Origin of the sequence: Flammeovirga sp. OC4, from assembly GCF_000812565.1 — a bacterium.
GTDB lineage: Bacteria > Bacteroidota > Bacteroidia > Cytophagales > Flammeovirgaceae > Flammeovirga.
This window is the reverse complement of record NZ_JTAM01000028.1, coordinates 47,881-71,698: the sequence shown is the minus strand read 5'-3', so window position 1 is coordinate 71,698 and position 23,818 is coordinate 47,881. Positions and strand designations below refer to the sequence as shown.

Genomic DNA, 23,818 nt, shown 5'->3' with positions numbered 1-23,818 from the left:
GACAATAGCTATTAAAATGCTACTAATGCTACATTCTTTGTAGCTGTATCACTACTACAATTATGCTACAGTTAAATTATAAACATTTGATAGCTAGAGTTTTATTAGTTTTCTTTTTGGATTTGTTCCACTGTGAGGTTGGTATGATCAAATCGGCTTAAAAAACTTTGAAAGTCGATTTCAGAATTAATCAACCCTAACTTTTTCCTTAGACGATAACGGGCTACTTGAATCGATTTTACGCTTTGATGAGTGATATTTGATATATCTTTTGTACTTAGATTTAATTTAAGAAAGGCACATAGCTTTTTTTCGTTGGGTGTTAGGTTGGGATGAGATTTTGTTAATTCATCAAAGAAATTATTGTGAACTTGCCCAAAACGAACTTCTAACTCTTTCCATATTTCACCTTGCGTTGAGGTTTGTAAATTATAAACAATAGACCGAATTTTCTTTCTACTTTTAGCATCTAATTGTTCATCTATTGACATCAATTCTTCTGATACGGCATTAATAAGCTCGTTCTTTTGCATCAAGTGCATGATGTTAGTTGTAATCTCTTTGTCTTTAAAAGAGACTTCAGCTTTTAATTTTTCATTTTGTTCCCTTACCCTTTCTTGTTCTACAACCGCTAGTTCTTTTTCAACTAAAGCCTTTTCCTCATTATTCTTGGCATGTTTTGTTTTCAACCTGTGAAAACGGAAATACATTCCACAAAAGACAACTAACAATACAATGACAACTGCCAAAAATATCAGTAGGTACTTCTGTTCTTCTTTTTCTTGGATCAATTGAGCTTGATCTAATTCAAGAAGATGTTGCTTCTCAAGTTGGTTGATTCTTCTTGAATTAGCTTTTTCGAAGATGATATCAGAGTATTTTTTATATTCTTCAAAATAAGTAAGAGCACTTTCTAAGTCATTCTGATGTTTGTAATAGAGGTATAAATTATGGTAAACATTACGAATATCAATAGGTGATTTTAAAGATAAAGCAACTTCTAGTGCTTCTAGATATAACCTTTCACTTTCTTGAAAATTATTGAAGCGAATCTGATAGTCTGCTAATGCTAACAAGGAATTGATCTCACCTTGTTTATCAAAAGTTAATTTCTTGATCCTGAGTGATTCCATGAAAACGGGAAGTGCATCATCATAACGTTCTACTTTGATGTATTGGTTTCCAAGATTATGAAGGGCTTTTCCTTTTAAGATCAATAATTCTTCCTCATTATTACAAAGGTTTATTACTTCTTGAAACCTTTTTATGGCAATTTTATTGTCATTCAATTCATCATATAAAGTTCCTTGGTTTAGAAGAATATGAGGTATTAGCTTTTTATTAATTTCAGAAGGTAGAGAACTAGCACCTTTCAAAGCATTGAGGTATTCTTCTTTTGCTTTATCATAATCTTTTTCTCTTTGATGGATAGAACTTAAATTAATTAAGGTCTTGACCTCATATTCATGATCATTAATTTCTTTAAAAATGCGTTGGGCTTGATAATACGCTTGTTTGGCCTCTACTGTAAAACCTTTGTAAAGGTAGATGTTTCCTTTGGTATGATACAACTTTCCCAAAAGTTGCGAAGAAGGAAGGTCCTCCAACAACTCAATGCCTTCAATGGTATAGGCAAGAGATATATCTAAGTCGCTATTTAGATTTGCATTTGAAAGTTGCAATAGCAATTTAGCTCTCTCATTGGTTGTATACGTTTTTGCTAACTTTTCTCTAAGGATATCAGTAGAGTCAGAAGCAACTATTTGGTTTAGGCTAGTTATAGTAGTAATTACTATGAGTATAAACTTTTTCAATTTGTCTCAGTATGTTGTTAGTATTTAAACAATAAAGATGGAGGTTAGATATTTCGATGTCAATAAATTTATAATATTATTCCTACTCTTTCACTTTATTTAAAGATTAATAATGTTATTTACTTTTATTGTGGACATAACATACTCATTATCTATTACTTTATTCTTATTTTGATTATATGTGTGAGTCGAAAAGATAATTAATTAGATTCTATAATTTGAATAAATAAAAAGCATGAAGAAAGGGGGATCTTCATGCTTTAGTATTTGTATAAAAACTCAACTAACTTCTAGTTCTAAAATAAGTATCTTGAGTAATCTGATTCAGCAGAACTTTTGACTCCACATGATCAAACATCATTGGTTTTGGAAGATTTCCAAAAAGGGGAGTACCGCCACCCAATAAGATAGGAATGGTAGAAATAATCATTTCATCAATTAAATCTTCTTTCAAGAAATTCTGTACAGTAATTCCACCATCGATATATAATTGATGAAACCCTTCAGAGTGAAGATCATCAACTAATTCATGCAGAGGGCCATTGACGATAATTGCCTTGTCTTCAAATTCTTCAGGAACTTCTTTTAATGTATTAGATAAAACAAATACAGGTTTAGGATAAGGCCATTCACCTCCCATATTACAGACCATAGTAAATGTATTGCGTCCCATGATCAAACCATCAATTCTTTCCATCAATGGGTGTAACCCAACATCTTCTTGATGAGGGTTTGGAACACTGTTTAGCCAGTCTAGTTCCCCTTCTGGGCCTGCAATGTAACCATCTAAACTTTTTGCGATAAATACGATATTTCTAGTTTCCATGATTCTTTTCTCTTGTTATAAGAGCTAAATTAAAAATGGATTATCTATAGAAAAATAACAGTGGTCAACACCATAAAAAAAGAGTTAAGAATGAGGAACAGTTATTTTAGTTCTTCATCCTTAACTCTTAATTTTTATTCAAAAAGCGATGCTTTGCTAAACGCCTTCCGCTACTACTTCTTTCACTTGAGGAACCATTCTTTTCAATAAGTTCTCAATGCTCATTTTAAGCGTGAAAGTAGAAGAAGGGCAACCAGAACATGCGCCTTGAAGTAATACTTTTACGATACCTGTTTCTTCATCAAAAGAGTGGAATTTGATTGCACCACCATCCATCTCAACGGCTGGCTTGATGTACTCATCTAAAACACCTCTAATTTTCTTGATAGCTTCAGATTCGGCCTTTTCAACGATAGTTTCATCAATATTCTCGAAGATTGGCTTTTCAGCTTCGAAATACTCCAATAAGAACTCTTTGAACTTAGGAATGATTTCGATCCAATCAGTACTTCCTTCTTTTTTAGTAATTGTGATAAAATTACTCATGTAGAAAATACGATCCACTTCCGCAAACTTTTCAAAAAGTTCTTTTGCCAACGGAGAAACCTCAGCTTCTTCGATACTTGGGAAATCATAGCTCTCACCACCTTTCAATAACATAAAACTCAACATGAATTTCATGGAATTTGGGTTAGGGTTCGCTTCTGTATATATCGTTATGTTTTGCTTGGGACGTCCTGCTTGTTGTGTTGAATTATCCATCGTGATTGATTTTTTTATGAATAAATATTTTTTGTGTGTAATCACAATATTTGGCAAAACAAACATTTAGCAAATTCTTATCAAAAGAAATAGGGAAAACAAACAGGTTTTTCAGTTAAAATTAACATATCGACCTACAAAAAGAGGAAATATCTTGAAATAGTGACATGATTTCATAATTCTGAAACTAGTTTGTAACTTTGTCCCTGATTATGAGTTATTCTTGTAGTCGAAAACGAAAACGAAAAATAAATGATAGAACTACCAGTAATCTCTTCGGAGAAAAAAGAAAAGCCTCAACGTAGGCCGGATTGGTTGCGTGTAAAACTACCTATCGGTAAGGAATATGCTAAAGTGCGTAAATTGGTAGATCAGCATAAGTTGAATACTATTTGCCAAAGTGGTAATTGCCCAAACATGGGGGAATGCTGGGGTGAAGGTACTGCAACTTTCATGATTTTAGGAAATATATGTACTCGTGGATGTTCATTCTGTGCAGTAGCAACAGGTAGACCAACCGAATACGATGCAGAAGAGCCAAAACGTGTGGCAGATGCTATCCATAAGATGCAAGTAAAACACGCGGTAATCACTTCTGTAAACAGAGATGAGTTGAAAGATAGAGGTGCTGAAATCTGGTACCAAACTGTTGTAGAGACGAAGAAACTCAATCCAGAAACAACTATCGAAACACTAATCCCTGACACTAGAAAGAACTGGGACGCATTGTATAGAATGATGGAAGGCGGTCAGGAAGTAATTTCACACAACATGGAAACGGTGAAAGAACTTTACAGAGCGGTTCGTCCTCAAGCAAAATACGATCGTTCTTTAGAACATATCAAAAGAATTGTAGATGCTGGTCGTCGTGCTAAAACAGGTATCATGCTTGGTTTAGGTGAAACAGACGAGATGGTATTTAGAATTATGGATGACCTTGCAGAAAGAGGGTTGCACGTAATGACTCTAGGCCAATACTTACAGCCTACTAAAATGCACCACGAGGTAATCGAGTACATTCACCCAGACAAGTTTGAAATGTACAGAGAGGAAGGTCTGAAAAGAGGCATTAAGTATGTTGAATCAAGCCCATTAGTACGTTCTTCATACCACGCAGAACGTCACGTAAATGTGCCGATTTAATTCAAACGACATCAACTTTTTTACAATGGCTTTGTTAAATTCACTCTAACAAAGCCATTATTTTTATCCTTATGGAAAAATACACAAGACAGCAGTTAGCATTAAGAAACGGCCAAGATAGAGAAGAAATCTGGGTAGCCTTTGAAGGAAAAATTTATGATATGGGTAATTCAAGGTTATGGAGAAATGGAAAACACTACGAACATTGGGCTGGTCAAGACTTGACTGCTGAAATGAAAGATGCTCCCCATACTGCTTTTGTTTTCGACAAATTTGAGCCAATCGCTGAATTGGCAGACTAAAATGAATAAACTAACAAAACTTCACGCTCATCTCTTCTTGATGGGCGCATCCGTAATTTATGGATGTAACTTTGTGATATCCAAATTGGCGATGCCTGCGTATATCACACCTTACGCCTTTATTTTTTTGAGAATTGTTGGCGGAGCAATCCTATTTAATATTTTACATCAACTGACAGTAAAAGATCGAAGAATTGATAAGAAAGATATTCCGAGATTTTTATTAGCAGCCCTCTGTGGAGCATGTATTAATCAGTTATTATTCTTTGATGGACTCTCCCAAACAAGCCCCATCAATGCTTCTGTGATAGTGGTTTCAGTACCTATTGTGGTACTTACATTGTCTTTTACCATTTTAAAAGAAAGCGTTACTCCATTAAAAATAATCGGGATTGTACTCGGTTTTACAGGAGCCTTAATGATGATTGGTTTAAATGGAATCGCTTTTCACTCGGGGTCGATGAAGGGAGATTTGATGGTTTTTATCAATGCTGTTTTATATAGTTTTTACCTCATCATCACTAAACCACTTTTGGTAAAATATCACCCTAATACAGTCATGATGTGGGTCTTTACGATGGCTGTTCCTTTTGTTGTAATTGCGACTTGGTCTGATGTCACCTCAACCAATTGGAAAGCTATACCACTTCCAATTTACGCAGCAATAGCCTACCCTGTATTATTCACTACACTTGTAGCCAACCTTTTTTATGCTATCGCAATGAGGGTAGTAAATGCAAGTACGGCAAGTTTTTATATTTATTTTCAACCGATGGTGGCTACTATAGTCGCTATTATAGTATTAAACGAAACGCTTAGAGGAGTTCAAATTATTGCTGCAGCATTGATTTTTATAGGGGTCTATTTGGTGGGAATGAAGAAAAAAAGGCATTAGTTTTCAATCATTCCGTCTTTAATTCTAATCACTCTGTCGGCTTTTTTAGCCAACTCCTGATCATGAGTAACAATAATAAGTGTTGTCCCCTTGTCTTTATTCAATTCAAAAAGAAGGTTTTCTACGTGACTACTTGTTTCCTCATCAAGATTTCCCGTAGGCTCATCTGCAAACAATACTTTTGGCTTGCTGACGAAAGCCCTAGCCAAAGCAACTCTTTGTTGTTCACCTCCTGAAAGTTGATGAGGGTAATGTGTTTCTCTTCCCTCTAAACCTACTTCATTTAAAATAGCCTTCGCTCGCTCTTTTACATTTTTTTCTCCTCTTAACTCAAGCGGAGTAAGCACATTTTCTAGTGCTGTCAATGATGGTAAAAGCTGAAAATTTTGGAAAATAAATCCAATTTTTTGATTTCTAATATCTGCTTTTTGATCCTCTGTCAGATTTGTTAAGTCTATATCATCCAATATCACTTGTCCTGAAGTAGGAGCATCTAAACCAGCAGTAAGCCCAAGTAAAGTTGTTTTACCTGAACCCGAAGTACCTACAATAGCAACAATTTCACCTTCTTTGATTTCAAAAGAAATTCCTTTGATGACTTCTAACTCTCCTTTCGAGCTTCTAAATGACTTTTTGAGATCAATTACTTTCAGCATGTTGGTTTGTTTTTAAGGTATGATATTAAAGTTTTCTGGGTTTTCTATCAATACAAGATCATCAATACAAAAACGTTTATCGATATATTCAACCCCAGTATCCGCATGCTTCGCTGTTGTATTAATTTCAAATTGTAATCCTTTTACCTTACCCAATGAAGAAAGGTCAACTGACGTCCAGTCTTCTAATACTGTCAAAGATAATGTACCTCTTTCGATCATACGTACTTCCACTGAATCAGCTGTCAAAGTACGGTCTTCATTGATTCCTTTGATTACAATATCATAATAATCTCCTCTACTAAAAGCTGAATCTGGAGCAATATCACCTCTTGCATAACGAACAACTTTTGGATTGTTGGCCAATGAAATACTTAATGGAGAAAATAATGAATCGAAATTAATCTTGATATCATTTTGTAGTGTATCCATTCTTGCGATACCAAATTGATTTTGACTTTGAGTCTGAATGTACGCACCGTATTCTACATAGTTAGCGTTCGTAGAATCAATAATATTTGAGTAACCAAAGTCGGCATATTCTTTAGTATCTGTAGGGGGAGTGTTGTTAAAGCTTATTCCGCCAGATTCAAACGATGTTGGTGCTGAATTTCCACTGCCTATCCAAAAAGAATCTTCATCCAAAGGTAAATCCTCAAATGTGGCAACTCTATTGATGATATTGATTAGAATTTCAGCGTAAGAGTCGTAGTTTTCATTAGAAGCTGAAAAACGAGCGACTTTACTTCCTTCTTCGGTGTACCTAATCGGTTCAGAAATTAAACCATTGACAATCACTTCACCGTCTACAGTCCATTGGTAGGTTGTTGAATCTCCTCCTCTAACTCTTGCCTCATAAATGATAGTGTCTCGAGTGGTCACCAAGGCTTGTGCTGTCACCGGATTGACCTTTGGGGACACAATTGTGAGTTCTAAGCGTGGACCCGTAATTTCTTCAACTCCACAACCTAAAACAGCCAAGAAAGATAGGATAAAAATATATTTAAGGAACTTCATTTGATATGAATAACTTATTTTTTAACGTAAGGAGGTAATGGCAACTCTTTTAAAAACTGATAGGAAGAATTGTCAAAATCGATTTTACAGAAATAATGTTGCAAACCATTGGTAATACCAATAAACGGAGCCTTTAAAGTAGCATTGTAAGCGGCTACTTGCTTAAAAGTTTCGTTCGTTAATTTGACTGATGGTGCTTTACATTCTATCAGTAAAAAAGGTTGACCATCTCTATTGTATAAAAGAAGATCCGAACGCTTTGCCTTTTTGTTTACCTTCAGTCCATTTTCTATCCCAACCAACCCTTTGGAAACTCCCATGGAAAGCAACATTTGTAAAAACTGTTGTCTTACCCATTCTTCAGGTGTGAGTTGGAGCATTTTTTTTCGAATTGGATCAAAAATATACTGCTTCCCGTTTTTTTCTTCTAAACGGACATTTGACTTCGGTAGATTTAATTCTTGCATGCATTGAATCTAATTTGAAGTAAATTTACAATACTTCATTAATTTATTATGGTTTCTCCACCAGCAATTTGAATCAAAATTAGAATTTGTTATTACTGTCATGTAATTTTCTTAATAGTGAATCCTAATAAAAACTCTTCACACCATTATTACTTTTCATTTTAAATCACTGACTAAAAGCTCATTTCCATCAACTCAACATTATTTTCATGGATTATTAATTAGTAAGTACCTATTCAAAATTATTTATAGCTTAAATGCATTTGAATTATGATCAGCTACTTAATTAAAGTACTATTTAATATGAAAAGGTATCTATCTTTCAATACCAACACAAATAGTTCACTATATACTAAATATTGATAATGAGGATACTTTTTTTTAATCCTACATTTTTGATAATATTGAGATAGTGAAAGGTTTTCTTTCAACTTAACCAAAGTATTGAACATGAAACAGCTTCTAATAACTATCCATCTACTCATTGTTTCACTGGGTGCTTTTGCTCAGAAACACGAACTTCAAAATCAATTCTTAGCAAATTATCAATGGTCTTCTGTTACTCAAAATCAGACAGTTCATGGAAGACATGAAACGTCATTCGTTCTCCATAAAGACAAATTCTATTTGATAGGTGGCCGTGAGTCAAAAGCTGTAGAGGTATTTGATCCATCTTCTAACACTTGGACCAAAGTAGGAGACGCTCCTTTTTTTATGCATCATTTTCAGGCAGTTTCTTATCATGACCATATTTATTTTGTGGGGGCCATGAAAGGTAATTACCCTGTAGAAACACCTCTAGAACATATTTGGACCTATCAACCTGAAAAAAATGAATGGAAAAAACAAGGAATCATTCCAAAAGAAGTAAGGAGAGGAGGCGGTGGAGCTGTTTTATATCAAGATAAAATCTACCTTGCTTGTGGTATCACAAACGGTCACACCTCAGGCTGTTCCAACCGTTTCGATGTTTATGATTTATCTACCAATACATGGGAGCAATTAACTTCCGCTCCTCACTTGAGAGATCATTTCAATGCTATTGTAGCTAATGATAAACTCTACCTTATTGGAGGAAGAAACAGTAGCGTACACCATAAAAACAATTTTACAGCATTCTTTAAATACACCAATCCTTTTGTAGATGTATATGATTTTAAAACACAACAATGGATTACTCTAGAAGATCGTCTTCCTTACCCAAGTGCAGCAGGAGGTGTTGTCAAATTAGATAATTACCTGATATATATGGGTGGTGAAAGTGCTCAACCTAAAGCTTCGAGTAAAACTCAGGTTTTAGAATTAACGACTCATAAATGGTCATTGATGCCTGATATGATAGAAGGAAGACATGGTACAAATGCTATTTTATACAAAGGAGGCATTTATGTTTTTGGTGGAAGCCCAGTAAGAGGAGGAGGAAGAGTGAATACAATGGAGAAGCTGAGCAAGTAGCAAGAAATATTTTATATAATTCACTTTTGGAATAATAATTTATAAGAATAAATGTACTACTTGAACAAGCATCAAAATTCAATTGTATATTAGATGTAAGTACTAGAACAATGATAAAAAGTCATCTCATGATGATTGGTACTTAAAGTAGAACAAAAATCTTTTTTTATAACCTAGCCCCAACAATACACATTGTCTAAAGAAGAACCATATTTTTCAGTACAGAAAGAGTATACCGTTAGTGATCTCACACAAGATAACGACGGCTATTACTATTCCTATAGTTACCTCTACAACTGGATTAAAATGGAGGAAAATGATGACCTAAAATATGAGTTAGATTCCTATTTTTTCTTAAAACTTTCAAGCTTCTTTTTGGAAATTTCTTTACCCACCACCCATCGTAAATTTGAAAGAAAGATGATACATTCAGTGTCATTAAAAAAGAAAAAACTCATACTACCTCTACTTATCGGTGGTATTATTGGGCCGCTATCCTTAGTCGCTGCCAACATAGGTAGTGTGTCTCTTTTTACTGGACTTTCGATGTTTCTGGGTGCTTCTTTATTATTTTATTTCGGATTTATTGGAAATTTTCAATTAGAAGTGAAATTAAAAAACGGAACACAAAATCAGTTTTTCATCGACATAGAAAATACTGATATCCAATATTTTATTCAACAATTAAATACAGAAATAGTGATGGATAACAGTAGATACTCCCGAATGAACCTTTAAATATTTACATTTATTTGTTGATTATTTTTTGAAATAATTTGGAAAGTAAAATTTATCCCTCTACATTTGCATCGCATTTCAGAGAAACGGCTTCAGAAGATTGTCCGATGGTGTAATTGGCAACACGTCTGATTTTGGTTCAGAAGAGTCCAGGTTCGAGACCTGGTCGGACAACTACCAAAAAATATCCGAAGCCTTTCTTTGAAAACTGTCCGATGGTGTAATTGGCAACACGTCTGATTTTGGTTCAGAAGAGTCCAGGTTCGAGACCTGGTCGGACAACAAAAGCCTTATAGTTTTTCGCTATAAGGCTTTTTTTTTGTCTGCTATTTCTATATTTGTAAAACAGATAGCTTAAAAAATTACTAGCATGTTAAAAAGAATAATTAAATTAGTTACAACTTTTGTGTTAATGGTTACTTTAACCACTGCCTATGCACAAGAGACTGCAGGTTCAGGTACTTCTACTAGTACAACAAATACATCCACTTCTACCCCTAAAAAAGTTAAACCAACAGGTCCTGCAGATGATACCCTATTAGAAGGTTACAAATTCATGTCGAAACGTGGTGGACGTTGGAAAGAATATAGAATGATCAAGCAGGCTTGGCTTGATGATTATTGGGTTTTAGTGGAAGACTCATTGCAAACAGCCTATTCAGATGCGGCTATGGCTCGTAAAGAAACGACTTTAGCACAGCAAGAGGTAAAAGAAATGCAATCACGCCTTGGAGAAAAAGACAGATTAATTGAATTAGGTGATTACATTAACCTTGTAGGAATGGATGTACCTAAGTACTCAGTGATGTATACTGCCTTTGCTATTATTGCAGTATTAATCATTGTGGTCATCGTTTTATTAATTCGTTTCCAAACCAATAATCAAGCTGTAAGTGTGATCAAAAAAGATCATGACTCTTTACAGACTGAATTTGATGATTTCAGAACTAGAGCACAAGAAAGAGAAATGCAAGTGCGTAGAGAACTAGTGACTGAAAGAAATAAAGGTGAAGAATTACAAAAAGAATTAAGTGCTCTCAGAAAAAGAGAAAATAAGTTATCATAATTCTTTTATAAAAATACTATACATAAAAAGCTCACTTCCTCCCCAAAGTGAGCTTTTTTATGCATTTTGCATTCTAAATCATAAGATAAAATAAGTCAAAAGGGTTTTTATCCCATTACTTTGAGGGATTTAGAGAAATCTAAAGTCCGTTTTTAATTCATCAATTGCATTCCGTAAAAATGTTGTTTCAAAAATATTTTACTCCATTTATACTTTTAATTTGCCTTTTGGGCTGTCAGAAAAAACAAAATACACTAGAAGGATTAGTGGATGCTTCTGCACACGAAGATGAATTTTATGAGAAACAAATTTCTTTCTTAGATGATATTATTGCTCAAAAATCTAATGATGCATCTCTTTTTGCTAAGAGAGGTGGTGTGAAAGTAAGAAAGAAAGATTATGCTGGAGCGTTAGAAGATCTTGAACAAGCCATTTTATTGGATTCCACCCAAGGTGTATATTACTTTGGAATTGCGACTTCATATTATTTTTTAGGCAATATGGGAGAATCCATTTCCAATGGAAAAAAAGCAATGAAACTTGGCTATAGACATCCTCAACTAAAAACATTTATTGGTTCTTCATACACTGCATTAAATCAATTTGATAGTGCCATTTATTTTTTAGAAAGCTCTCTACGTGAAATTCCTCAAAACAGCAAAACTTACAGAGCATTAGGAAAAACCTTTTCCAAAATGGGAGATTCTAAAACTGCTATTACAAATTACCAAAAAGCAATAGACTTTGATCCATTAGATTCCATTGCTTATGCAGGTATCATTGAAGAAAGTGTTCTTCTAAATGATTTAGAAAAAGCAGTAATTACCTATCAAGAAGCCAAAAAGATGTCTTTGAATTCTTCTGACATGAAATATTCATATGGAAGCATACTCAATGAGCAAGATAAATATGACAGTGCTATTGTTATATTTCAGGAAGTTTTGAAAGAAGAGCCTTCACATTGGAAATCTTCAAGGCTTTTGGGTAAACTTTACAGAAGAAGAAGACAACCTTTAGAAGCAAACAAAATATTCTTAGAAGCACTAAAATACAATCCTGAAACAAAAGAGCTTTGGTATGAGCTTGGACTTACCAATCAATATGTACTAAGAAATTATGCTGAAGCAAGAAAGAATTACGAGAAAGCACTTGAAATAGATCCGACTTATAAAGATGCTCGATTAGCTTTAATCAACTTAAAGGCAACACTAAGAAAACTATATGCACCACCTTCTGAAGAGGATTTGAACAGTTCTGATACAGAAGAAGTGCAGTCATAAACTCTAACTATATACATATCGTTTAACGATTCTAAAATTTACCAGTAAACTATGATTTCAAAAACTTTTGGAAGCTCCGTGTATGGAGTAGATGCTACACTGATAGAAATTGAAGTAAATGTACTAACAGGTAAAAACCTTTATGTGGTAGGCTTACCTGATAGTGCCATCAAAGAAAGTGAGCACAGAGTGGAATCTGCCGTAAAACACTTCGGTTATGCCATACCTAGACAAAAAGTAGTTGTCAATTTGGCTCCTGCGGAAGCTAAAAAAGAAGGAGCAGCGTTTGATTTGCCTATAGCCTTATCAATACTTCAGTCTTCTGGACAGATTGGAGCAAGAGACTTTGATAAATATATCATCTTAGGAGAGCTTTCTTTAGATGGAAAGCTAAGACCCATCAAAGGTGCTTTACCGATAGCGATTGAAGCACGTAAAAATGGTTTCAAAGGTTTTATCCTACCTGTTGAAAATGCCAAAGAAGCCGCCATCGTCAATAACCTCGATATCATTGGCGTCTCTACATTGCTAGAAGCCATTGAATTTATTCAGGGAGACAAAGAGATTCAACCTTTGAAAATTGAGACAAGAGAACTTTTTAATGATACACTAGATCACTATGAAGTAGACTTTTCTCAGGTTCAGGGACAAGAAAATATGAAAAGGGCCATGGAAATTGCGGCGGCTGGAGGTCATAATGTCATCATGGTAGGCCCTCCTGGTGCTGGAAAAACAATGTTGGCTAAAAGACTTCCCACGATCCTTCCTTCATTAGGATTACAAGAAGCTTTAGAAACTACTAAAATACATTCGGTAGCGGGTAAATTGGGTTCGAATGGACAATTGATTTCAACACGTCCTTTCCGTGCACCTCACCATACTATTAGCGACGCCGCTTTGGTAGGAGGCGGTGGAATACCTCAGCCTGGAGAAATTTCTTTATCTCACAATGGCGTTTTGTTTTTAGATGAATTGCCAGAATACAAGAGAACAGTCTTAGAAGTGATGCGTCAACCTTTAGAGGAACGAAAAGTAACCATCTCTAGAGCCAGAATGTCTGTAGATTTCCCTGCCAATTTCATGTTGATTGCAAGTATGAATCCTTGCCCATGTGGTTATCATAACCACCCCGAAAAAGAGTGTACTTGCCCTCCAGGAGCCGTACAACGTTACTTGAATAAAGTAAGTGGTCCGCTTTTGGATAGAATTGATTTGCACGTAGAGGTCACACCTGTTTCCTTTGAAGAAATGACAGAGGTAAAACCCGCTGAAAGCAGTGAGGCTATACGAGCACGAGTGATTGAGGCTAGAAAAATACAAGAAGAAAGGTTTAAAGATTTTACAAATGCAGTACATTGCAATGCCATGATGCCTTCACAATTGGTAAAACAGGTATGTGTCTTAGATGCATTAGGAAAAAACCTTTTGAAAGCAGCCATGGACCGTTTAGGCCTCTCTGCAAGAGCTTATGATAGAATTCTGAAAGTCGGAAGAACCATAGCAGATCTTGCAGGAAGTGAGAATATTAAAGCAGAACATATTGCGGAAGCTATTCAATATAGAAGTTTAGATAGAGAAAGCTGGGCTGAGGGATAAAAATGGTGTTTACAACGCTCCCAATGAGGATATTCCAAACAAGCTCTAAAAATTATCGCTATCCAAAAAATCACACTATATTTGCAGTGTCTTCCAACTATTAAGGAGATAAGTACTATCAATAAAGAGATTTAACTTGTGAAAATCATAATCGCAGGTGCTGGAGATGTAGGGTTCCACTTAGGAAAACTACTGGCACACGAAGATCACGATATTACCCTTATCGATACAGATGAGGATAGTTTAAACCATGCGGCAAATCATATTGATGTTGCCACAATCAAAGGTTCGTCTACTTCATTTGCAACTTTAGATGATGCAAATGTGAGTAAATCTGACATGCTAATCGCTGTCACTTCTTCTGAAGAAACCAACCTTATCACTGCTATGGTAGCAAAAAGGTTAGGAGCTAAGAGAACTATTGCAAGAATTACAAATAGTGAATACTTACATGCTCGTGAGGTTTTAGATATGAGAAGGATGGGGGTGGATGAAATGATTTCCCCACAATTATTGGCTACAAAAGAGATCAAGCGTCTACTAAAAGAGGCGGCAATTACAGATACATTTGAGTTTGAGAAGGGGCTTTTATCACTGATCGGTATTACTATTGATGAAGAAAAACCTCTTTGTGGAAAAACTCTGGAAGAGACAACCTACCTCAATAAAGACTTTAAATTCTTAACCGTCGCAATTCTTCGTAATGATGAGACGATCATTCCAAGAGGTGATACACGTTTTGAATTGGGAGACCACGTTTATTACATTGCAAAACCTGAAGGTGTTGAAAGTGTGCTTCAATTGACAGGTAAAAAGCAATCCAAAAAAATCAAGCGCCTGATTATCCTAGGTGGCGGTAAAGTAGGTTTCTATGCCGCTCGTTCGTTAAGCCACAAGTACAATGTCGTTTTAATCGAGAAAGATAGAGACAAGGCAATTGAAATGGCGGAAGAACTACCAAATACATTGGTGATTAATGGTGATGGTAGAAATGTTGACTTACTTGAAGAGGAAGGAATTGACACAGCAGATGCTTTTATTGCAGTAACTGGTGATTCAGAAACCAACATTATCACTTCATTGGTAGCGAAGAAACACGGGGTTCAGAAGACTATTGCCTTGGTAGAAAATATGGATTATATCCACCTTTCTCAAAATATGGGTGTAGATACATTGATCAATAAGAAACTAATAGCAGCAAGCTTCATATTTAGATATATCCGTAGGGGAGAAATTATTTCACTAACAAACGTTCATGGTGTTGACGCCGAAGTATTAGAATTTGTAGTCAACGAGAATTCTCCAGTTACTAAAAAGGAATTAAAAGCATTAGGTTTCCCTAAATCTGCCATCATTGGTGGTGCAATTAGAAGAGGAAAAGCTTATATTCCTAAGGGTGATTTCCAATTTGAACCTTATGACAGAGCCGTGGTATTAACACGACCGGAATGTATTTCTAAAGTAGAAGCATTTTTCCGTTAAGCACTGATTTTTTATGGGAGAACAATTTCAACAGCGCAAAAGTCAATTTAATATTGGTTTAATTGCCAGAATAATGGGTATTCTTATTGTACTCAATGGAGTATTCATGTTTATATGCCTGCCTTTCTCTTTTTATTTTGGAGGAGAGGATTGGTTTGCATTATTACAATCAGGAGTAATTAGTATTCTGGCTGGAGGATTGACAATACTTTATGGTGAACATAGAGGCTACAAAAGAGAAATCAAGAAGAAAGATGGATATATCATTGTATCATTAGGGTGGGCCTTAATGGCGTTTTTTGGTAGTTTACCCTATTTATTCAGTCACGAAATTCCATCACTTACAGATGCTTATTTTGAAACCATTTCAGGTTTTTCTACTACTGGAGCATCTATTCTTACTGATATTGAAGGTGTAGGGAAGGGCATTTTATTCTGGCGAAGCCTCACACAATGGATTGGAGGAATGGGTATTATTGTACTTGCGGTGGCCATATTACCTTTCTTAGGCATTGGAGGTATGCAGCTTTTTGTTGCTGAAGCTCCTGGTATCTCTCCAGATAAGCTTCAACCAAGAATTAAAGAAACCGCCAAAAGACTTTGGTGGGTATATGCTAGTTTAACAGTCATAGAAACCATATTGTTGATGACAGGAGGGATGAGCTTTTATGACGCTCTTAATCATGCGCTCACCACAATGGCTACAGGAGGTTTCTCTACTTACAACGATAGTGCGGCTTCAATGAGTCCATATATTCAGTATATCTTAATCTTCTTCATGCTTCTAGCAGGAACCAACTTTACATTGAACTATTTCTTATTTAAGAGAATGTTCAAAGCAATCTGGACTAACGAAGAATACAGATATTACATTGGAATTATTTTCTTATCTACTGTTTCTATTGGTGGAGTAGTAGCATATACTACCAACTTAGGATTTGAGAAATCATTTAGAGATGCATTGTTCCAAGTGGTCTCTATTATGACCACAACTGGTTATGTCTCGGCAGACTATACGGCTTGGGCTCCTTATGCAACAATGGTTGTATTTGTATTGATGTTTTGTGGAGGTATGGCTGGATCTACAGCAGGTGGTGTGAAGATCGTTCGTCATATTATCCTTTTTAAAAATACATTCCTAGAATTAAAAAGACAGTTACACCCTACAGCAATTATTCCTGTAAGGTTCAATAATAAAGCCGTTAAAGGAGGGATTACATTTAATGTTCTTGCTTTTATTATGGCCTATTTCTTAATTTTTGGTCTTGGAATCTTGGTACTTTCAGCATTGGGTGTTGACTTAATGACGGCAATAGGCGCTGTAGCTACTTCATTAGGTAATATTGGACCTGGTATTGGTTCGGTAGGTCCTGTAGATAACTTTGCACATCTTCCTGATGCAGTAAAATGGGTATTATCTTTCTTAATGTTGTTAGGAAGATTAGAATTGTTTACTGTAATGATTATCTTCACACCATACTTTTGGAGTAGATTCTAAAATAAGTACAAGTCTAGAATTAATTTTACCAAAGTACTTAGTTCTAAACAGCAATTTTTTAAATAAATAATAGTGGAGTTAGAAGTAGTGAAAGAAAATAAAAAGAAAATTAGTCTATCGGCTATTTATGGTGTAGCCATCTTAGTCATAATTATAGATCAAATCAGTAAGATTCTTGTCCATAATTTTATGGAAATGGGAACACTTGGTGAAATACATGTTATTGGTGATTGGTTCCGTTTGCATTACTTACTCAATCCAGGAATGGCATTTGGTATGCAATTCGGAAATGAATATGGAAAATTATTATTGACCCTATTTAGAATAATTGCATCAGGCGGGATTGTATATGCCATTTACAATCTTTATAAGAAACCCACACACCCTGGCTTCCTTATCTGTATTGCCATGATACTAGGAGGTGCTATTGGCAATGCCATTGATAGTATTTTCTATGGTGTGTTGATCGAAGGCAACGCTATACCAGGTTCTTCATCACCTTGGTTTCATGGGCAAGTAATTGATATGTTATACTTCCCAATGATTGAAGGAAACTTCCCAACATGGTTACCAATGATAGGAGGAGATCACTTTTTATTCTTCAGCCCTGTCTTTAATATTGCAGACTCTGCTATTTTCTTAGGAGTGACTTTTATTTTAATCTTCCAAAATAAGTTCACTGAATTTGAAAAAGCCCACGAAGAAAAAAAATAGATGTTTGTAAGAACATCCTAAAGATAAATTTAGAAAGAGTAATGGTGAAAACTGTTACTCTTTTTTTATTTTAAAAAAGTGTAATCCGACTGAAGTCACCCTTTTAAAGGGTTGTAAATAATGTTGGTCACTTTTAATAAATGATGAATATCACTAACAGAAGAATACTTTTGTAAAATGCAACGTTGGTTTACACTTATTGCGATTTGTTCACTGTTACTAACTAAATAACAACATATAAATCAAATTTAAGCCGTTACATTGCACATGTATTCGATGATCAAAGAGAAATTTAATCTACTATATACTAGTACCTAAGTAGAATCACAGCTAAAAAATTATCCAATTATCAAACTTTAAAATAATGAAACTGAACTTAATATTCATTTTATCACTGTTTGCTACGTGCAATTTATTTGCACAAACTAAAAACTATTCAAAAGACAATAGTACAATTAAAATTGAGGGAACTTCTTCTTTACACGATTGGCACTGCGACGTTAATGATGTAACAGGAAACGCTGACGTAACACTTGAAGGAGATAAAATTACAGCCGTAAATAATCTTGATTTAACTTTCGTCGTAAAAGGCATCAAATCTGGAAAAGGAGCGATGGACAAAAACATCTACTCGGCTTTAAAAGAAAAAAGTAATCCTACCATTACATTCAAAACCACTTCTGCTACAATTGACGCTAACGGTGCCGTAAAAGCACAAGGACAGTTGACAATTGCAGGAACTACAAAAGAAGTGACACTTCTTGCAGATGCTTCTGTAGAAGGTGGAAAAGTAAAGTTTGAAGGTAAAACTACTTTCAATATGACTACTTATAATGTTGATCCTCCAACAGCAATGTTTGGTACTATCACTACTGGAGATGAAGTAACAATCGATTACTCCGCATCATTCAACTAGAATATATGATATAAGGAAAAGGTAAGATCATTTGCTTCATTTCCTTTCTCAATTATACCTACCTAATATTTATACCTAATTTATATTATCAGATTTATTATGAAAAGTCTATACAAGATTACAGGAGTATTTGCTTTACTTCTTACAATGCTTGCTGGGAATGTTATGGCCCAAAAAATTAACGGAGTTTTTGATCGTGATATGCAATACATGCGTTACAATGACCAACGTGGCGTAAACGTATTTGAAACAACGAAAGAAGATACTGTTGGATTTGATGGAATGAAAGTACGTGTTGGTGCGGACTTCGCATTACAAATGCAAGGTTTAGGACACTCTAACAGTGGTGCTGTAGCGTTAGCCGAAATTCACCCAGGTGTTAACCTTCCAACTGCCAACTTAAACATTGACGCTCAGTTAGCGGATGGTGTGAGAGTACATTTACAAACTTACCTTTCATCTCGTCACCACAATGATGCATGGGTAATGGGTGGTTACTTACAAATTGACAACTTAAACTTCTTAAACTTAAATAGTCAATTGGCTGATAACTTAATGGATGTATTAACCATTAAAATTGGTCAAATGGAATTAAACTACGGTGACCAACACTTCCGTCGTACAAACAATGCTTATGCTTTAGGTAATGCGTTTATGGGTAACACTATCATGGATGCATTTGCTACTGAAATGGCAATGGAAGTAATGGCGCAGAAAAACGGTTTCCTTGCAGTTGGTGGTCTTTCAAATGGTAAATTAAACCAAGGTGTAACTTCAACTGGTAACTGGTCAGTATATGGTAAGATTGGTGTTGACAAGCAAATCAACGATGATTTAAGAGCTCGTTTAACAGGTTCAGTTTATCACAACTCTAACCTTGCTAACTCAAACCTTTATGCAGGTGATAGAGCAGGTTCAAGATTCTACTCTGTAATGGATGTTCCTGGTCACAGCCCTACTTCATCATTCAGAAATGGTCGTGTGAACCCAGACTTCACTGGTAACATCACAGCATTCATGATCAACCCATTTGTGAAATTCAAAGGTTTAGAATTCTTCGGTACTTATGAAGTATCTAACGGTGCTAGCAAAGGTGAAATGGCAGCTGATAACTCAGAAACAAGACAATGGAACCAATTAAATGCTGAATTAATCTACCGTTTCGGTAAGAATGAGCAATTCTATGTAGGTGGTAAGTACAATACAGCTTGGGGTACTAACAGTGCTCAAAGTGGTAACTACATCGACCCAACAATTCCTGATGGACAAGACAATGTTGTAGGTACTTGGGACGTAGCTCAAGCTAGCGTTCGTCAAAACCGTCTAGAAGTTGCTGCAGGTTGGTACATGACAAGAAACGTTATGATGAAAGCAGGTTACGTGATGCAAACTTACGAAGGTTATGACGTATACAATGCAAGTGTAACAGGTGCTCCAGAAGGTGCTGTCGGTGGTTCAGTTGACGCAATTTATGAAGATGGTAAATTCAATGGTTTCATGATTGAGGCAGCTATTAGCTTCTAATCTACCTTGAATTAAGATATAAAGAAAAAAGGTCAGTTCTTTTTAAGAGCTGACCTTTTTCATATACCATTAGTTTAAAGTAAATATCATTATTCTGTATATGCACCAGAAGAGTACGTCAACTCATAACTGTGTGTATAAATCTCAAATACAACTCCAAAAGGATCTTCCACATAAACCATCTTATAAGGTTTTGAATTCGGATAATACTCTCTGATTGGCATTCTTTGTTTTCCTCCTGCATCCACAATTTTTTGCGTCAATTCTTCAATGTTAGGATCCTGAACACAAAAATGGAATAAGCCTGCATTAAATGGATTGAACTCCGGCTTTTTCGCTTCAGTAGTTGGGAAAGAGAACAACTCGATACCTACACCATCTGAAGTCGCTAAATGGGCTATTTTGAAAGTTCCCCATCCACTACCAAATACATCAATACACATCTGACCAATTGCTGTTTCATTTTCTTCCACAACATCAGAAGGAGGCATAATTACATACCAACCCATGATCTCAGAATAGAATTTTACTGCTTTTTCAATATCAGGCACAGTGATTCCAATATGGGAAAATGATCTAGGGTAGCTTTGTTCTTTACTCATAAGTATTTTTTCGTTTATTTTGGGTCCAATATTAAATATAAGTATTCTGTAAATCAATATCTTACAATAAAGTACTATAGTTACCAAAAGGTGTGAATTACTGATTATAAGACAAATAAAAATAAGATGATTAATAAAAAATATGAATGTTCCCTTCACCTCACCATGGACTTTGTAGGAAGTAAATGGAAGCCTTTGGTACTTTTCCATTTACTGGAAGGAAAAATGCGATCTGGAGAGCTACAAAAGACAATACCAGAGATTTCAAATAAGATGTTTACACAAACGGTAAGGGAATTGGAAGAATGCCAACTAATCAAAAGAACTGTATATCCTGAAGTACCACCAAGAGTTGAGTATGAATTAACGGAGTTAGGATATTCATTAAGACAGGTACTGCAATTGATGGATCAATGGGGGAAAGATTTAATGGAGAAACAACCATAAAGTTTAGACAAAAAAAGAAGGCTAGTCTCAAAAAAACTAGCCTTCTCCAAGCTCTCTCTTCAATCTATTCATCTGACTTCTATGCTGCTTAACATAGTTTTTCTTTCAATGATTTGTTGAGACTACTCAAGTAGTACAACTCAGTCATTAATTTCTTACTTGGTACATTACAAATATGGAATTTTGGGAGGTATTACTGAAGGTATTTATGCTTTTTAATCTAAAACGGGAGGCTTTATAACTTTTTTAAGAGTTATATTTAAAAATTACATAAAAAATGTAGTGGTGTTACCTAACAGCTACCATATCAGTAATTATGATTTAAAATCGCCAAAAAACTTTCATTGCTATTGAAAAGTCTATTAACTATGGTTAACATTTAGTAACTTGCAGGTTGACTAACGGTAATTTTTAATTTATGAAACTTCAGAATCTAGCCTTATATCTTTTTGCTTTTTCAACGTTCATCTCCTGTATAGCTCTAGAAGATGAATTTGACCCAACAGTTACGACTGACGTTGTAAGTGATAAGATTTACTATTACAAAGATTCATTTCCAGTAGCTATTACTTTCAAAGACAATGCTCTAATTGAAGAAAGTAAAGTGAAATTTCAAATTGAAAACCCTCAATTAATTGCTAACGATACGGTCATTTTTGCATTTGAAAAAACGTTTTCTGAAGTACTTGCTCGTCAGCTGCAATTTGATACAACCTTCATTGTACCTTCGTATGTAAGAACGGGTAGATACTTAATGGAAATCAGTAATAAAGATGCAGGGAATAATTTCATTGTGGATACTGCTTATTTTTTAATTGGGGCTGATGTTCAATCTCCAGTGATCGAAAATTTCACGGTAACCTCAGCTATTGAAGGCAACTTAGAAAATGAAGCATTTTGTAGAGCGGAGAGGATAGTTGTCAACGCCTTAGTCACTGACAATATCGCACTTAAAAGAATTGGAGTGAGTATAGCAGATGCTACGCCTAGATATTTTCAAGCCAATAGTATTGATACAATAGATGTTGCTGAGTTAGTACAAAGGCAGCTCTTTATTTCTGATAGTTTAGAAAATGGGGTTTACAATTTAAAACTAATTGCTGAAGACGTTTTTGGAAACACGACTGAAGAAACTACTCAGATTAATGTCAATTGTGATGATCAACCCGCTGTATTTGTTTCTTATCAAGAAGAGTCTGGTATTGAGATACCTTCAAATAGAATTGTAACACTTTTTCCTGGCGAACAGTTTAGTCTAAGCAGTCTTGTCTTTACAGATGCTGGAGGATTAGATTCTGCTAGGTTAGAAGTATCAAGAATTGGTGTAGCACCATCTATTGGCGAACCCGCTCCTGTTGTGAACGAAACACCTATTGAAGTTGATCTTCAAGGTGTCAATGAACAGGACCTTGCGCAAGTATTTAACAATGATGATTTCCAATTTAGTTTCGACCTTCTGGATACTCAAGCAGGGGAAACTATCTTTATAAATATCACTGTAAAAGATGGAGAACAAACGTGGGAAGAAGCTACTTTCTTTAGGTTTTCATTAGTAGCCAAAGAGGATTTAGCTCCAATCATTAGAATTGCAGATTTAGTGATTGATGGTACTAAAGAATATGTTCCTGAGAACGAGGTATTGGATTTGACAGATAGACTGATTGGTAAAAATAGTATAGACATCTTTGTTGAAGGTAAAGTACAGGAAAATGTAGGACTAGCTTCAATAGAATATAGTTTCACAAGTAATACTGAAGGTATTAATTCTATTGATGGATCATTGGATGACCCTACAGTGTTTACTACCTATCCTGTTGACTTAGGTACAACTCTAAACACTGCGTTTACTATTGATGCTGATCCCCCAGTTTTTGGTGAAGTAATTTATACTTTAACTATCACGGCTACGGATATCAAAGGGCAAACAGATGATGTAACCTATAATTTTAGTGTCTCCTATGGAGAGGAAACAGGCGATTAGAAAGTTGATTTTTTAAAGTTGGAAAAATAGACAAAAATGAAAATACTTTCAATCACAATCATTATTCTCTTTTTAGGTACAAATCAACTAAAAGCTCAGGATGTTTTAAATGAAATCTCTTTTGAACAGTTGTATCAGGGACTTCAAAATACTGATAAGCGTTTCATTAATGTGTTAGGAGAATCTTTTTCTAGACAGACTTTTAGAGTATATGAGCTTAAACGTTACTATGGAACAAGCCTGTATTTTTATAGAGTTTATTCCGATGGAAAAGTATCGAAAATAGTGCAAAAGAAATACGTTACTCACCAATTGAAATTAGATTCTGTAATTGTAGATGTAAAAGAGATTAAAGTTGAAAAATTCGAACAAAAGCTAGAAGATCTTGGATTTTGGAATAAGGAATATGAGAAATCTGATGACGCAATATGTATAGATGGAGGATATCTATGTATTAAAGTCTTAAAGAACGAGAAGCATAGTTTTATAAAAAAAGTATTTACCTACAATCACTGTACAGAGGATAAAGAATATCCAGCCATTATTGGAAATACATTTGGAGAGATTTTTTTAGATAGTAAAATAAAAGATATATGATTTTAGCTGTCATGCTTTTGGGGTAAGCAGTTAAAAACGA

Annotated in this window: 23 protein-coding genes and 2 tRNA genes; 18 read left to right on the top strand and 7 right to left on the bottom strand. The window is 35.0% G+C overall.

All coding sequences use genetic code 11. The features are described 5' to 3' along the window. Positions 1–104: 104 nt before the first annotated feature. The 3 genes from PL77_RS16480 to PL77_RS16470 all read right to left on the bottom strand — a co-directional run bounded on the left by PL77_RS16480 (position 105) and on the right by PL77_RS16470 (position 3,402). Entirely contained in the window at positions 105–1,814 is a 1,710-nt protein-coding gene (locus tag PL77_RS16480) for a tetratricopeptide repeat protein (RefSeq protein WP_044207581.1), read from the bottom strand. Between the two features lie 283 nt (positions 1,815–2,097). After that, positions 2,098–2,640, bottom strand: coding sequence for a dihydrofolate reductase family protein (locus PL77_RS16475; RefSeq protein WP_044207579.1), 543 nt, complete (start codon positions 2,638–2,640; stop codon positions 2,098–2,100). Between the two features lie 156 nt (positions 2,641–2,796). Beyond that, entirely contained in the window at positions 2,797–3,402 is a 606-nt protein-coding gene (locus PL77_RS16470) for a NifU family protein (protein WP_044207646.1), read from the bottom strand. A gap of 252 nt (positions 3,403–3,654) precedes the next feature. Between PL77_RS16470 and lipA the strand changes: the two genes are divergently transcribed. The 3 genes from lipA (at position 3,655) to PL77_RS16455 (ending at position 5,742) form a co-directional block, all read left to right on the top strand. Beyond that, positions 3,655–4,545 carry a lipoyl synthase gene (gene lipA / locus PL77_RS16465; protein WP_044207577.1) on the top strand — a complete coding sequence of 297 codons (891 nt, stop codon included), beginning with the start codon at positions 3,655–3,657 and terminating at the stop codon, positions 4,543–4,545. A 71-nt stretch (positions 4,546–4,616) separates the two neighbouring features. Continuing rightward, positions 4,617–4,847: a cytochrome b5 domain-containing protein gene (locus tag PL77_RS16460; RefSeq protein WP_044207574.1), complete on the top strand. Its 231-nt coding sequence runs from the start codon at positions 4,617–4,619 to the stop codon at positions 4,845–4,847. Position 4,848: 1 nt separating this feature from the next. Continuing rightward, complete coding sequence (locus PL77_RS16455) at positions 4,849–5,742, top strand: DMT family transporter (protein ID WP_044207571.1); 894 nt, start codon at positions 4,849–4,851, stop codon at positions 5,740–5,742. Here PL77_RS16455 and PL77_RS16450 read toward each other — a convergent pair. From PL77_RS16450 to PL77_RS16440, 3 genes are read right to left on the bottom strand one after another with little or no spacing between them, the layout of a single operon-like run. Then, positions 5,739–6,398: an ABC transporter ATP-binding protein gene (locus tag PL77_RS16450; protein WP_044207568.1), complete on the bottom strand. Its 660-nt coding sequence runs from the start codon at positions 6,396–6,398 to the stop codon at positions 5,739–5,741. The two genes, PL77_RS16455 and PL77_RS16450, sit on opposite strands and share 4 nt — an antisense overlap. A 12-nt stretch (positions 6,399–6,410) precedes the next feature. Then, entirely contained in the window at positions 6,411–7,415 is a 1,005-nt protein-coding gene (locus PL77_RS16445) for a DUF4465 domain-containing protein (protein WP_044207566.1), read from the bottom strand. Between the two features lie 14 nt (positions 7,416–7,429). Beyond that, positions 7,430–7,882, bottom strand: coding sequence for a type I restriction enzyme HsdR N-terminal domain-containing protein (locus PL77_RS16440; protein ID WP_044207563.1), 453 nt, complete (start codon positions 7,880–7,882; stop codon positions 7,430–7,432). Positions 7,883–8,332: 450 nt separating this feature from the next. On the opposite strand from PL77_RS16440, the gene PL77_RS16435 reads away from it, so the two are divergent. The 12 genes from PL77_RS16435 (at position 8,333) to PL77_RS16380 (ending at position 20,151) form a co-directional block, all read left to right on the top strand. After that, the gene (locus PL77_RS16435; protein ID WP_044207562.1) at positions 8,333–9,337 is read left to right on the top strand and encodes a kelch repeat-containing protein; all 1,005 of its coding nucleotides are present in this window, start codon (positions 8,333–8,335) and stop codon (positions 9,335–9,337) included. 306 nt (positions 9,338–9,643) lie between these two features. After that, positions 9,644–10,075 carry a hypothetical protein gene (locus PL77_RS16430; RefSeq protein WP_156152401.1) on the top strand — a complete coding sequence of 144 codons (432 nt, stop codon included), beginning with the start codon at positions 9,644–9,646 and terminating at the stop codon, positions 10,073–10,075. Positions 10,076–10,176: 101 nt separating this feature from the next. Beyond that, positions 10,177–10,249, top strand: a tRNA-Gln gene (locus tag PL77_RS16425). Positions 10,250–10,284: 35 nt separating this feature from the next. After that, a tRNA-Gln gene (locus PL77_RS16420) sits at positions 10,285–10,357 on the top strand. A gap of 88 nt (positions 10,358–10,445) precedes the next feature. Beyond that, on the top strand, positions 10,446–11,141 hold the full coding sequence (locus PL77_RS30715; RefSeq protein WP_052444489.1) for a hypothetical protein: 696 nt from the start codon (positions 10,446–10,448) through the stop codon (positions 11,139–11,141). A 179-nt stretch (positions 11,142–11,320) separates the two neighbouring features. Next, a complete protein-coding gene (locus PL77_RS16410) occupies positions 11,321–12,421 on the top strand; it encodes a tetratricopeptide repeat protein (protein WP_044207557.1) in 1,101 nt (366 codons plus the stop codon). Positions 12,422–12,472: 51 nt separating this feature from the next. Next, positions 12,473–14,017 (top strand): YifB family Mg chelatase-like AAA ATPase, encoded by a 1,545-nt coding sequence (locus tag PL77_RS16405; protein WP_044207554.1) that lies wholly within the window; start codon positions 12,473–12,475, stop codon positions 14,015–14,017. Between the two features lie 138 nt (positions 14,018–14,155). Continuing rightward, on the top strand, positions 14,156–15,499 hold the full coding sequence (gene trkA, locus PL77_RS16400) for a Trk system potassium transporter TrkA (protein WP_044207551.1): 1,344 nt from the start codon (positions 14,156–14,158) through the stop codon (positions 15,497–15,499). Between the two features lie 13 nt (positions 15,500–15,512). Next, positions 15,513–16,997 (top strand): TrkH family potassium uptake protein, encoded by a 1,485-nt coding sequence (locus PL77_RS16395; RefSeq protein ID WP_044207548.1) that lies wholly within the window; start codon positions 15,513–15,515, stop codon positions 16,995–16,997. A gap of 72 nt (positions 16,998–17,069) precedes the next feature. Continuing rightward, on the top strand, positions 17,070–17,711 hold the full coding sequence (locus PL77_RS16390) for a lipoprotein signal peptidase (protein WP_253273995.1): 642 nt from the start codon (positions 17,070–17,072) through the stop codon (positions 17,709–17,711). 364 nt (positions 17,712–18,075) lie between these two features. Continuing rightward, positions 18,076–18,627 carry a YceI family protein gene (locus tag PL77_RS16385; protein WP_052444488.1) on the top strand — a complete coding sequence of 184 codons (552 nt, stop codon included), beginning with the start codon at positions 18,076–18,078 and terminating at the stop codon, positions 18,625–18,627. A 99-nt stretch (positions 18,628–18,726) separates the two neighbouring features. Beyond that, positions 18,727–20,151: a hypothetical protein gene (locus tag PL77_RS16380; RefSeq protein WP_044207544.1), complete on the top strand. Its 1,425-nt coding sequence runs from the start codon at positions 18,727–18,729 to the stop codon at positions 20,149–20,151. 89 nt (positions 20,152–20,240) lie between these two features. Here PL77_RS16380 and PL77_RS16375 read toward each other — a convergent pair whose 3' ends face one another. Further along, the gene (locus PL77_RS16375) at positions 20,241–20,753 is read right to left on the bottom strand and encodes a lactoylglutathione lyase family protein (protein WP_044207542.1); all 513 of its coding nucleotides are present in this window, start codon (positions 20,751–20,753) and stop codon (positions 20,241–20,243) included. A gap of 126 nt (positions 20,754–20,879) precedes the next feature. On the opposite strand from PL77_RS16375, the gene PL77_RS16370 reads away from it, so the two are divergent. From PL77_RS16370 to PL77_RS16360, 3 genes are all read left to right on the top strand, one after another. After that, positions 20,880–21,200, top strand: coding sequence for a helix-turn-helix domain-containing protein (locus PL77_RS16370; RefSeq protein ID WP_044207539.1), 321 nt, complete (start codon positions 20,880–20,882; stop codon positions 21,198–21,200). A 418-nt stretch (positions 21,201–21,618) separates the two neighbouring features. Then, positions 21,619–23,181, top strand: coding sequence for a hypothetical protein (locus PL77_RS16365; RefSeq protein ID WP_044207537.1), 1,563 nt, complete (start codon positions 21,619–21,621; stop codon positions 23,179–23,181). A 36-nt stretch (positions 23,182–23,217) separates the two neighbouring features. Then, positions 23,218–23,778, top strand: coding sequence for a hypothetical protein (locus tag PL77_RS16360; protein WP_044207535.1), 561 nt, complete (start codon positions 23,218–23,220; stop codon positions 23,776–23,778). Positions 23,779–23,818: the final 40 nt, after the last annotated feature.

Excerpts from the sequence above, each read along its gene's own strand:
- PL77_RS16475 (WP_044207579.1), bottom strand. The coding sequence starts at position 2,640 with ATGGAAACTAGAAATATCGTATTTATCGCAAAAAGTTTAGATGGTTAC.
- PL77_RS16470 (WP_044207646.1), bottom strand. The coding sequence starts at position 3,402 with ATGGATAATTCAACACAACAAGCAGGACGTCCCAAGCAAAACATAACG.
- lipA (WP_044207577.1), top strand. The coding sequence starts at position 3,655 with ATGATAGAACTACCAGTAATCTCTTCGGAGAAAAAAGAAAAGCCTCAA.
- PL77_RS16460 (WP_044207574.1), top strand. The coding sequence starts at position 4,617 with ATGGAAAAATACACAAGACAGCAGTTAGCATTAAGAAACGGCCAAGAT.
- PL77_RS16455 (WP_044207571.1), top strand. The coding sequence starts at position 4,849 with ATGAATAAACTAACAAAACTTCACGCTCATCTCTTCTTGATGGGCGCA.
- PL77_RS16450 (WP_044207568.1), bottom strand. The coding sequence starts at position 6,398 with ATGCTGAAAGTAATTGATCTCAAAAAGTCATTTAGAAGCTCGAAAGGA.
- PL77_RS16445 (WP_044207566.1), bottom strand. The coding sequence starts at position 7,415 with ATGAAGTTCCTTAAATATATTTTTATCCTATCTTTCTTGGCTGTTTTA.
- PL77_RS16440 (WP_044207563.1), bottom strand. The coding sequence starts at position 7,882 with ATGCAAGAATTAAATCTACCGAAGTCAAATGTCCGTTTAGAAGAAAAA.
- PL77_RS16435 (WP_044207562.1), top strand. The coding sequence starts at position 8,333 with ATGAAACAGCTTCTAATAACTATCCATCTACTCATTGTTTCACTGGGT.
- PL77_RS16430 (WP_156152401.1), top strand. The coding sequence starts at position 9,644 with ATGGAGGAAAATGATGACCTAAAATATGAGTTAGATTCCTATTTTTTC.
- PL77_RS30715 (WP_052444489.1), top strand. The coding sequence starts at position 10,446 with ATGTTAAAAAGAATAATTAAATTAGTTACAACTTTTGTGTTAATGGTT.
- PL77_RS16410 (WP_044207557.1), top strand. The coding sequence starts at position 11,321 with ATGTTGTTTCAAAAATATTTTACTCCATTTATACTTTTAATTTGCCTT.
- PL77_RS16405 (WP_044207554.1), top strand. The coding sequence starts at position 12,473 with ATGATTTCAAAAACTTTTGGAAGCTCCGTGTATGGAGTAGATGCTACA.
- PL77_RS16395 (WP_044207548.1), top strand. The coding sequence starts at position 15,513 with ATGGGAGAACAATTTCAACAGCGCAAAAGTCAATTTAATATTGGTTTA.
- PL77_RS16385 (WP_052444488.1), top strand. The coding sequence starts at position 18,076 with ATGAAACTGAACTTAATATTCATTTTATCACTGTTTGCTACGTGCAAT.
- PL77_RS16380 (WP_044207544.1), top strand. The coding sequence starts at position 18,727 with ATGAAAAGTCTATACAAGATTACAGGAGTATTTGCTTTACTTCTTACA.
- PL77_RS16375 (WP_044207542.1), bottom strand. The coding sequence starts at position 20,753 with ATGAGTAAAGAACAAAGCTACCCTAGATCATTTTCCCATATTGGAATC.
- PL77_RS16370 (WP_044207539.1), top strand. The coding sequence starts at position 20,880 with ATGATTAATAAAAAATATGAATGTTCCCTTCACCTCACCATGGACTTT.
- PL77_RS16365 (WP_044207537.1), top strand. The coding sequence starts at position 21,619 with ATGAAACTTCAGAATCTAGCCTTATATCTTTTTGCTTTTTCAACGTTC.
- PL77_RS16360 (WP_044207535.1), top strand. The coding sequence starts at position 23,218 with ATGAAAATACTTTCAATCACAATCATTATTCTCTTTTTAGGTACAAAT.